Source organism: Blastocatellia bacterium (genome assembly GCA_035275065.1).
Taxonomy (GTDB): Bacteria; Acidobacteriota; Blastocatellia; order UBA7656; family UBA7656; genus DATENM01.
Window position 1 is genome coordinate 1 of the sequence record DATENM010000012.1, and the last position, 10,061, is coordinate 10,061.

7 protein-coding genes are annotated in these 10,061 nt (G+C 52.3%); all 7 read left to right on the top strand.

Going from position 1 to position 10,061, the window contains the following annotated elements:
• The first annotated feature begins 353 nt into the window (after positions 1–353).
• The 7 genes from VJ464_01980 to VJ464_02010 all read left to right on the top strand — a co-directional run bounded on the left by VJ464_01980 (position 354) and on the right by VJ464_02010 (position 9,468).
• Positions 354–1,655 carry a hypothetical protein gene (locus VJ464_01980; protein HKQ03873.1) on the top strand — a complete coding sequence of 434 codons (1,302 nt, stop codon included), beginning with the start codon at positions 354–356 and terminating at the stop codon, positions 1,653–1,655.
• Between the two features lie 217 nt (positions 1,656–1,872).
• Complete coding sequence (locus VJ464_01985) at positions 1,873–2,454, top strand: hypothetical protein (protein ID HKQ03874.1); 582 nt, start codon at positions 1,873–1,875, stop codon at positions 2,452–2,454.
• 146 nt (positions 2,455–2,600) lie between these two features.
• On the top strand, positions 2,601–3,260 hold the full coding sequence (locus VJ464_01990) for a Shedu anti-phage system protein SduA domain-containing protein (GenBank protein ID HKQ03875.1): 660 nt from the start codon (positions 2,601–2,603) through the stop codon (positions 3,258–3,260).
• 154 nt (positions 3,261–3,414) lie between these two features.
• Positions 3,415–5,136, top strand: coding sequence for a LecA/PA-IL family lectin (locus VJ464_01995; GenBank protein HKQ03876.1), 1,722 nt, complete (start codon positions 3,415–3,417; stop codon positions 5,134–5,136).
• Between the two features lie 918 nt (positions 5,137–6,054).
• A complete protein-coding gene (locus tag VJ464_02000; GenBank protein HKQ03877.1) occupies positions 6,055–6,855 on the top strand; it encodes a hypothetical protein in 801 nt (266 codons plus the stop codon).
• 381 nt (positions 6,856–7,236) lie between these two features.
• A complete protein-coding gene (locus tag VJ464_02005) occupies positions 7,237–7,674 on the top strand; it encodes a hypothetical protein (GenBank protein ID HKQ03878.1) in 438 nt (145 codons plus the stop codon).
• Between the two features lie 1,296 nt (positions 7,675–8,970).
• Positions 8,971–9,468 (top strand): hypothetical protein, encoded by a 498-nt coding sequence (locus VJ464_02010; protein ID HKQ03879.1) that lies wholly within the window; start codon positions 8,971–8,973, stop codon positions 9,466–9,468.
• Positions 9,469–10,061: the final 593 nt, after the last annotated feature.

Here is a 10,061-nt window from a genome sequence, read left to right on the forward strand (position 1 = left end):
TTCAGTGGGGCGGAATGGGCGCCTCGCCAGAGGCGGCGGTATGCAATCGAAGGCCAAGGAAGAAAGCCTGCCGTCGCCGTGAACAAGCGCGAGGGGCATGAGAGGGGCGCAGGGATTATGCTAGCGGTCGTCGCCCAACAAAGCGTTGGACGCGAAGGCCGCGAAGCGGGGTGGTCATGGGTGGTTGAGTGCGGCTCGCGGCCTCGGTCAACGCAGGCGTTAGACGCCTCGCGTTATTTAGTAGCGGATATTTCATGGCCATATGACATCTGAGCTATATGGTATGATTCTGTTCAGGCGAAATCACCGCCCGTACTTATTTATCTCTGATAGGCCGAAATGGAGGCATACTGATGCGTCAACGGAATTCACATAAGAAACTGCACACAACTGTCTGGGCGTTAGTGTTTCTTATTGGTAGCAGCCTTGCTCCGGTGATGGGCACAATCAAGGCGCAGGACGAAGATTCTGGCAGTGCCATATTCAAATCCACCGATTCTGGCGCTACTTGGTCCGTCATAAACCCAGGTCTTCCTTGTGTATCGGTTACATCGCTAGTGGTGGACCCTAGGATCCCAGGTAGAGTTTTCGCCGGGACTGACAGAGGCGTCTTCAAAAGTACTGACGGAGGTGAGCATTGGATTACACCGACTGGGATCATTACCCTTGGTACGTTCACGCCGGTTATATCCCCTGATAACTCTTCGATCATCTATGCCTCTGGCGGCGGTTTTGAGGGCGGCGCTCGTGGGGTTTTTAGGAGCACCGACGCCGGCGCCTCATGGCGCCCTTTCAACAGCGGCCTGCAAAACGACTATGTGGGAGGCATAAGGATCGATCCGAGTAATCATGCAACGTTGTACGTCATGAGCCTAAGAGCTATATATAGGAGTACCGACGATGCCGAGCATTGGAATGTCCTGCTCCCTATAGGACTCGGTGATGTGGTTATCACCCGAAATTTTGAGATTGATCCACATCACCCTTCGACTCTCTATTTCAACGATGGCTTTCAAATGATTAAGTCCACCGACGCTGGCAGCACATGGAAGAATATGGGGGTGCCGTTCGAGGCAGCCGGTCTTAGGATTGCCCCATCGGATTCTTCAGTACTTTATGCGCTCGCCGCTACGAGGCTCTACAGGAGTACGGATGGCGGTGCAAGCTGGGCCAGCATACTTGAAAGACAGGATGGATTAACAGGCGGGCTGGTCGTTGATCCGGTGAACTCGTCTACGTTGTATTTAGGAACCAAGCAAGGAATTATCCGGAGTGATGATGCGGGGATCAGTTGGGGCGAGACAGCTTTCCCAATTAAAAATGCCTCTAGATTGGCCTTCGATCCAGGGAGACCCTCAACTATTGATGCCAACAATGGTCTCGGCAAAAGGCCGAGTGACACCCCTTGGATTTTTGCCCTCTACTTAGAGGGCAAGCGGCTGACGATTAGAGGCGAATACTTTGACGCCGGGGCAAAGATTCTGCTCAACGGCGAGGAACAAAAGACTAAGAATGACGAAACCGAACCAGCCAGAGTACTCATTGGAAAGAAAGCAGGCAAGGGAGTCAGGCGAGAGCCCGACACGAAGATACAGGTAAGGAACTCTGACGGAAGGTTATCTCAGGAAGTGACCTTCTTTTTCCCGAGTAACTGATGCCAGTTCCCACGCGTAAGCAGGTCTTCAAGTCAATCCCACAAAGGCTAAGGCTCATACCGGCGTCTAACAACGACATGCACCGGAGCGCGCGAAGTCCAATTCACGTGGTTGCTGGTGAGGCCGTTCGCGCGCCCGGTGATGTGTGTTCGTTAGACAGCCTCACTGTTCAGATGTAATTTTATGTCTCGGGTGATTGTGAAAGGAGTGGATTCTTGTGACTCAAGAAAGAACCGCCAAATTCTCTATCAAACAACTCACAACTTTCTGTCTCCTCTTGGCCTTGTTTCAGCTATCAGTAGCTTCAGCGACATTAGCCGAACAACGGTTCAAGTTCACTGTCCCGGCTGCGCCTTGGACACTCACGCTGCCCAAAGGCAACTTGGTTGTTGAGCAGCAGCAAGTGAGCCCTGATGGCCGGCAGGGATATTTTTCGATGTATGATGAAAAGAATAAAATATCGCTTTCCTTCTTCATCGAGCCGGTGAAGGATTGCAAGGACAGCAAAGCGTGCCGGGACATGGTGTGGAAACTTGGCAACCCGTCATGGGAGAAACCGCAGAAGGCTATCCAGTCAGAAATCGGTGATGTGAGTTACTTCGAGTTCTTTATGCCAACTTTCCAAGGCCAGCCAGTTAAACAGCAGAATATGTACGCCGAGTACGTGAAGGATGGATTCTGGGTCGATATGCACATTTCGAAGGTGCTTTACAAGCCGGAGGAACATGAGTTGTTTGAGCGCGTAATCAAATCAGTCGAATTCGAGCCGAAGAAGGTGCAAACTCAGAAGCAAGAATGAGGTCTTCGCGGGCAGTCTAACAACGACATGCACCGGAGCCGCCGAAGCGCACTTCATGTGGGTACAGGTGAGGCCGTTCGGCGGCCCGGTGATGTGTGTTCGTTAGGCGCTAGTGCTATGAGTTGAAATGTAGCATAAGGAGATATATGACTGAGTTCAACGAAGATACTATTACAGGCGATATTCTAAACTTTGAAACTGCGCTTCAAAGCGGTCATGAGGAAGCAATTCAGGTGTTCCTTGAGGAACATCCTATATTTCTAGGTTTCCTTGGCTGGCATGGAATTGTGAAGAGCAAGTTTCGCCTTGCTGATGCTTTTATTCCAGATTTCATATCAATTGGCAGTTATCCATTTTCGAATAGGCCTCAGCCATTAGTTACTTTCATTGAAATCGAGCGAGCCGATATGCCTTTATTTACCAAATCAGGTGACCCAACTTCATTTCTCACTCACGCCATTCGCCAAGTCCAAGACTGGAAAAGATGGGTCACAGATAATCGAATGTATCTAAAAGCTCAACTGCAAATAATCTTGACCGAGGAAACGCCGCAGATATTTGATGAAGACAATCGTTATATGAGGGAGGAATCAAGCAAGGGCATAGCCTATGGTTTTATAGATCGATATCTTGTGATTGCTGGTCGTCGAAGCTCAACGAAGATCTCGGATCGACTATTATTAGGTCAGATGAATGATGACTTTCAAGATATTAGAATAATGACCTATGATGCACTGATTGAGGGAGTCCTGATACAACTCAGACATCACAAACGAGACAGATTTTGGGGAGATATCCTGGAATGAAGTGCCGCGCCTAACAATACGTTGCAGCCGAGCGCGGGCAGCGCGGTTCTTAAACCTCCCCTAATGCCGTTGCCCGCGCCGGCTGAACGCGGGCGTTAGACCCTTTCGGGTAAATCGTTATGCAAAGAGAGACTACTGGAAAGGAGTGTTATCAGTGAGAAATAGACTTCTACTTGCACTTGTTATTTTTTTGTTTACTAGCTTTACTCTGTCTCTGCGGCAGCATGCCGAACCCCATAAGTTCTTAGCGGAACCTAGTAAAGATTCAGACTTGGCCATATATCCTACATCTCTTTCAGCCTTTGAAGTAGCAAACAGATTTTGGGATTCGCAAATGATCAGATGCGGTGACTCATATTATTACTTTCTCGATGAGATATATGTTGGGCAAGCCATATATCAGGGCAAGAATCGTACTATTGAGGTGAATGTTACCCCCGCCCGCCCTTTGACAGAGGCAGAAAGGCTGAACGGTATGGTTCAGAAAGAGTGGGAAGGTTTTATAAAGGCCCGCTTCTCGGCAGAGAGGAGAAAGAGAGTTGTACAATCAGATGCAACAGGCCAAATTGCAGCGATCCCAAATCCCACTTGGGAACGGTGGATGGATAACGGGTGGCTAGTAGCTGCTATTGTAAAGTACGCAGGGAAACCTTGGAGGGTATTTAAGTGTATTGGCACGGGCGGGGGGAGCTCCATCGGCAAAAGCATGCCCGCTGATATTTGCTTCGCCCGAACCAAAAGGATTACTTGCTCGGAGATTAATTCAGCGCCAGTCAAACAAAACCCTCAGCCACAGCCAGAATCTCAGCCAAGAAGCGAACCCTCAATAGTGGTTACCAATCCGTCTAAGATTACCAAGCTAGGGCCAAACAGGTGGAAGGTACAGTTGGCCGCGAGTGAGAACTGGTATGACACCAAAATCCAAGTCCAGCCAACTGACATAATCACCATATCCGCGGAGGGGAGTATTATTTGGGATTCGAGTCTTCCGCCTGTTGGCCCAGATGGCACCGCTTACGAGGCCGAAACACTACCGAACCCTTCTAGGTTTCCACTACCCTGGGCCAAATGCGGCTCCTTAATCATGAAAGTTGGTGAAGGCGGATATACGGCGGGGAGCAGTAAAACAATAACTGTTCAAGATTCTGGAACCATCCAACTAATGATTAATGACGCAGTGGAGGGGTTATCAGACAACCGAGGGAACTTTATTATAACAATCCGAAAGCAACCTGCTCCCATGTCATCCCATTCAGCCTCAGATTCGGAATCAGCAAGGCCACAGCCTCCCGAAAAACCACGTATATCAACTCCCACTAATAAGCCTAGAGGGATAAGCGGCACGAATCGACTTAATGTTCCTTTCAAAGCACAGGTTCCACCAGGCACATGGGCTGAGACAAATAACTGCGGACAAACTTGTGTCTTAATGGTCATATCTTATTACAAGAAAACAGTGCCTACTGTCGCAGACATTAAGGCGCTCGATGATTGGTGCACAGAGAGATTTAGAGATGCTAAAGGGAACTACAATGGTGTGGCAAAGAATGTTTCCCAGCTTGAAATCATAGCTCGTGAATACGGTGCCTTTGTTAATTCTGTTGCTTATTATCACTGGACTCTCGATGATTTGCACAAGGAATTGAGTCTAGGCCATCCTGTAATAGTTCCCTGTTGGACTGATATGCTTGTTGACCCTCCGCATCGCCGCCACTTCATGGTCTTGATTGGTATAGATGACAATTATGTTTATGTAAATGATCCAGGACATAGCGCCGAAAGGGGCGGGGCTAATCATAGATACTCTATCTCACAATTCAAGAAGGCTTGGGAGAGCCAAAGCTCTGCTGTTGTCTTGATACATCCGCCAGAATAGGAATAAAGGACTGCCAATCTGCAAAGAGGGTCTAACAAGGCGTTGCAGCGGAGGCCGCGGAGCGAGTTTCACATCAACATCGGAGTGTTACACGCGGCCCCGCTGAACGCGGGCGTTAGCCATCGGCGTACGCGATCCTCGGAGTGCACGGCCGCCGCCGCGCTGGCAGTGCCGTCCGTGCGTCGCCGTGGGTTGCCGCGCTCAGAAGCATCGACAATGCTTGGCCAGGCAATTTGAAAGCGCGGCAGTGGGCGCGGCGGCGTTCTAAAGGACGCGCTGTCTAACATCCCAATGCAACGGAGCGCGCGCCGCCCAGCTCTCATGCTCTGTTGGAGTGCCGTTCGCGCGCCCGCTGATTGGGGCGTTGGGCGTACTCAGGCCGACTTCTTTGCAGCCCGAAGCACATAGACATGTTGCTACCGAACTCGGTTGTCCTCCCGTTCGATTCACCCGAAAGAGAATTTTCAACCCATGTGGCTGCTCCCTCTAAGGCCTCGTCCCGGCCCATACGCCGCCCAGTCCGCGCTGACTTAACGACACACAACCGATGGCAATGGCGCGGCCCTCCTCCTCTAACGTAAGCTCACGCCCCGGCAAGGTTTCATCTCTTTTGCAGAAGGCGTCCATCTTCCGGAGTCGCGACGCAAACTGCGGGAGGCGCGCAATCCTATCTGTAAGAGCATTCGGGCTTATCTGGCGCTCAAACAAAACCCAGCGGGTGGCATCATCAACCTGGGTTTCTGTTTGTCGTGTCCTAAATCCCGTCTTTCCCGTCCGCACGCCCAACAACCCAATGCAGGGGAGCGCGGGAAGCGCGGTTCGTGCTATTCTCCCAACGCCGCTCCGCGCCCCCTGATTGGGAGCGTTAGGTTTCTATAATGTCATGCTTTAATAATGAATAACGATTAAGGAGGATTTATGGGGCGGGTATTACCAAGCCAAGCAGTTGCGCTGATTGATAGTATCTTTCCTTGGGCAGTTCAGGTTGATGGCACTACGGGCAATGTAACACTTAACGTTGGCCAGTCGGGTATAGTGGCAGTGATTGTTAACGCTGTAGAACAAATCCCATCTGAACTAATAACTCTCGAAGGAAATGATTATGCGGCATTCTTTTCAAGCCTTACGACATTAAAGCACGCTTTGGAAATGTGGCCATCGCGCGGCCCCACATTTGATATTAAATACACTCCAGGGTTCCCCAAGTTAAGCCCGATAACCTTACTCCGCTCTGCACTAGCAAAATGCGCCGATGATGCTCCCATCATTGGTACTGCTGAGTTAGCATTCATCACTGACAAAGATTTTCGTGACAGCCTGCGCCGAGATGTAAGTACCGCTCATACAGCACTGACCAATGGAGAATGGAAACCATCCACGGTAATCGCAGGCTCTGTAGTAGAGGCACTCTTACTCTGGGCACTACAACAAGAGAACACAACAGACATAACAAATTCTGTGACTAATCTGGTAGCTGCCAAGCGCCTTCCCAAGAGTCCTGGCAACGATTTACTCAACTGGACTCTCAACCCTCTAATTGAAGTATCACGTGATTTGAAAGTTATTGATAATACCACTGCGGATCAATGTAGAATTGCAAAGGATTTTCGTAACTTGATCCACCCCGGCAGAGCCGAACGCTTGAAAATAAATTGCAGCCGAAGTACAGCTCTTTCTGCTGTTGCTGCAATGGAACATGTAATTGAGGATTTGCAATAGATAACTGGGACGAAACCTAACAATGCGTTGCAGCGGAGGCCGTGCAGCGCAGTTCTCATGCTTCGGCCATTGCCGTTCACGGCCCCGCTGAACGCGGGCGTTAGACATCGGCGTGCGAGTTCCTCTGAGTGGTCGGCCGCCGCCGCGCCGGTGAGGCCGTCCGCTCCTCGCAGCGAGTTGCCGCGCGCCTGAGTGGCGCGTATGATACGCTACGACTCTTGAAGGCGCGGCCGGGTGGCGCGGCGGCGGTCCCGTGGACGCGCTGTCTAACATCCAAATGCAACGGAGCGCGCCGCCCATCTCTCATGCTCCTTTGCAGTGCCGTTCGCGCGCCCGCTGATTGGGGCGTTCGGCGCTTGCTCCCAAACTGCGGTGACTCATATGAATATGGAGGACAGAGAAAACTACATTCTCAAACTTGATGAGGAATTACTTATTGGTGGTGTCATGCTTTCGGAGTGGTCAACCTTACTCATTAAGGATGCTGATGAAGCATTCTGTAATGGGGCCTATCTAGCTACCATTCTTGTATCTCAGGCCGCAATAGAGTCGCATCTTCGATTTGAATATATTGATAACCCTTCGGCAAAGAATCTAGGATTCTATGCCTTGATTGAACAATCGTCACTTCCATCTGACCTGAAGAATGGCTTGCATACAATAAGAAAGTACCGAAATAAATGGGTTCATGTAAATGATCCTGGTGATGATACTGATTTACTAGAACGGCCTGAGTACTATGAGGCGGAGCTTGAAGAAATAGCACTTTTGGCGATCAAGGTTTTGAGGGAGGTAATCTATCAAGAACAATGGTTGTAGCATCTCACTCGCGCCGAACAACCCGTTGCAGCGGAGCGCGGGCAGCGCAGTTCTTAAGGTTTCTCTGAGTGCCGCTCCCGCGCCCGCTGAACGGGAGCGTTGGGCATCGCTAGCGGCGCGGCTCTGTGGCCTTCAGAAATGCGGCCTCCCACTTCGCCTTGATACTCGGATGCCATTGGCCATCAAAACCACATTCGTTCCTCCATCGGAGAATGCACTGATAAGCATCCAGCGAATCTGGAGCGGCGGCCATAAGCTTGGCGCTGGCCTCGTCGTCTCGCGGGTAGCTGCCAGCATCGTCGGGCCGCAGGTCACCAATGACAGGACCGTTTCTATTCGGGCCTGTGACCCGGAGCTGAGAACATCGCCGCCGACTCCCCAAGCTCCCGGCGGGTGTTCTTGGCTTGGTTCTGCATGAGTCATATCGTTCTCGGTGACCCGGGGCGCTGCCCAACAACCCAATGCAACCGAGCGCGCGGGCACAGTTCATGTTAGTCTTACCAGGGCCGCTCGCGCGCCGGTTGATTGGGAGCGTTAGACATCGGCGTACGAGTTCCTCCGAATGTACGGCCGCCGCCGCGCTGGTAAGGCTATCGCTTCTTCGTGGTGAGTTGCCGCGCTCGGAAATAGCAACTTATGATCTGACCGAAACGAAGACGGCGCGGCTCGTTGGCGCGGCGGCGTTCTAAAGGACGCGCTGTCTAACAGGCCCATGCAGCGGAGCGCGGGCCGGTGGGCTCATCTCCTCCCGGTGCCGTTCGCGCCCGCTGATTGGCACGTTGGGCGTCTTCGCGTCACGCCTGCAAATACGTCGGGATGGATGCGAAATAGACGCGGTGCCTTCTGGCGCACGCCCTGACGCAAACCTTCAACGATTGATTCCAGATGTTGAATGCGAGCATCCTTTCCCGAAAGACCCTCGCGCGCCATCGCGTCGGCAGCTTCGTATGTTTCATCGCTCACAAGCTCAGATCACCAAAGCCCGGCAGCGAATAGCCGACCAACTGAGCGAACTGCTGCCCATCTTCACGGCAACCCGGCAGCGTCCGCGCAAGCCGGTTTAATCCAGCCCGCCGTTGTCGAGAAGGGCACGCGCAACCTTGTTTTCACGAAAGCGGATGGCTCCGTGTTCATCGGTGCAGGCCGGTTGGATAGGAAGTTTAGCCATATGCTTTCCTTTCACCGCGCCGCCCAACAACCGCATGCACGCGGAGCCGGCGCCGCGCAGGTCTCACGTTATCAACAAGGGCCGTGCGCCGGCCCGGTGATGCGGAGCGTTGGGCGTACATAGCAGAGATGTCAATAACGCAAATTAACGAAGAAGAATGGCAGAAAGGCGACTATCGACCTGCCGCGATGATCCGCCGAACAGTCGAGGATGTTACCAAGCAATTCGGCATCACATTCTTGAACATCCACGAAGATGGCCTGGGGGCCGCTAAACTGGCAGGGGTGAAAACGGCACAAGGGCAACAATTTCTCTTGGAGCAATTCTTTGATGGCCCCGAGCCGACCGAAGATACGATTCATATTTTTTGTCTGTACGACGAGGCGATGACTTCACATCTTGAGGAAATACTCGAGGCGCTGGAAGTCCGTTGGTCAGAAATACTATGGACGGACCAAAGGATTCGATTTCAAGAACACGAAGTATGGCGGGAGGACGACAATGGGAATAGATTCTTGGTGGAAGTGACCCCAAATAGGGCGGAGGCTGCAATGATCGAGAAGAGGCTTACTGGCTTGGGACATAAGCAAGTCTATTGGATAGAGGGCCGAAGCAGAGAATCTTGATTGCCTCGTAGCACGCCCAACAACCCGTTGCAGCGGAGCGCGGGCAGCGCAGTTCTCACACTTCGGCCATTGCCGTTCCCGCGCCCGCTGAACGGGAGCGTTAGACATCGGCGTACGCGATCCTCGGAGTGCTCGGACGCCGCCGCGCCGGTGAGGCCATCCGCACTTCGCAGTAGGTTGCCGCGCCTAAGAACCTTGGCTATGATTCAGCTCGCTTTCTGAAAGCGCGGCTTGGTGGCGCGGCGGCGGTCCCTCTCTTGGCGATCACCCATTGACCGAAGAGGCGCCAAGGTGCGCGAGCGTTCCTCTGCCGCGCCTACCATCGCGGCAGACTTAAGCTCTTGCTTTATTAACCTACGAACTTTGGCACTGACAGGACACCCTGCCACTTTCAAGTCACGTAAGAGACCCCGCAAAAAGTCTTTTTCGATTTGCTCTTTCCGATCCTTTCGCACGCCCAACAACCCAATGCAGGGGAGCGCCGCCGCGGCGTTCGTGTTACCTCGCAATCAGTCCGAGCGCCCCCTGATTGGGAGCGTTAGACATCTGCGTACCAGTTCCTTTGGGGGCTCGGCCGCCGCCGCGCTGGTCAG